Source organism: Streptomyces sp. NPDC055632 (assembly GCF_053618675.1).
Map to the genome: position 1 here is coordinate 1 of NZ_JBSHHY010000053.1, position 1,144 is coordinate 1,144.

The window sequence follows — 1,144 nt, forward strand, 5'->3', positions numbered from 1 at the left end:
GGGCGAGGCCGAGGAGACGACGAGGTTGTGACCGCCCAGCGGAGCGCCGCGGCCGGCGCTGCCTTTGGGCATTGTGGCGATGCCCAGGTTTTCCTTGTCGGTGAAGGCCCTCCCCTTGAAGAGGTTCGCCGTCTCCCAGGGGCCCTGGATGACGGAGGCGACCTCGCCGTTGCCGAAGGCGTTCATGATGTTGGCGTACGCCTTGTCGGTGGTGTCCAGCTTCCGTGCTCCGGGGGACTCGAGCACTGACTTGAGGGTTTCGATTCCTTTGAGTGCTCGGGGAGAGTTCACCATGATCTGTTCGTAGTCGGCGTCCACGAGGTCGGCGCCCTCTCCGAACAGGAAAGGCATGGCGAAGTACGCCTGGGGGTTGAAGGCGAAGCCGTCCACCTCGGTCTTCTTCTTGACCTTCGCCATGTCGGTTTTCAGCTCGTCCCACGTCATGGGGGCGTCGGTGATGCCGGCTCGGGCGAACAGGTCCTTGTTGTACATGAAGGCGAGGGTGTCGGTGGTCTGCGGAGCGCCGTAGAGGTGCTCTTCGTATGTGGCCTGTCTGATGAGTTTTCTCTCGAATTAGAAGTCGTCGGGTTCGGCGGGGGTGCCGTCGAGCGGGGCGAGGTGGCCGGCCTTGGCGAACCCGGGAATCCAGCCGACGTCGGCGCGCAGCACGTCGGGGGCTTTCTTGGCGGCGGCTGCGGTCTGGAACTTGGTCTGGGCGTCGGCGAAGGGAACGTTGACGTAGGTGACCTTGATGCCGGGGTGGGCGTTCTCGAAGTCCTTGACGAGGGCTTTGAAGGCCGGTGCCTCGTTCTTCGCGTCGGAGGTGTCCCACCAGGTGATCGTCACGGGCTCCGTATCGGAGGTGAGGGAGCAGGCGGCGGTGGAGAGGGTGAGTGCCGTTGCGGTGGCGGCTGTGGTGAGGACGCGGCGCATGGGGACTCCTCGGAGATTGCCCGGCCCGGTCGGTGGTCCAGGGGGCGGAGCGGTTGCGGAAGCCGGAGACCGGTTCGGGGTGGTGACGGTCGCGGTGCGGCCGTGACGAGGCCGGGTGGCGCCCCCCCGGGGGGCGGCCCCCCGGGGGGGGGGCCCCCACGGCGCCGTCCCGCGCGGCGACGGCCTCCGGCGAGCGGCTCCCGGCCGGCGC

The 1,144-nt window shown here is 68.1% G+C and carries 1 pseudogene; it reads right to left on the reverse strand.

From position 1 onward, the window contains the following. Nucleotides 1-933, reverse strand: a pseudogene (locus tag ACWGSR_RS34990) (extracellular solute-binding protein); the annotation flags it as partial. Nucleotides 934-1,144 lie beyond the last annotated feature (211 nt).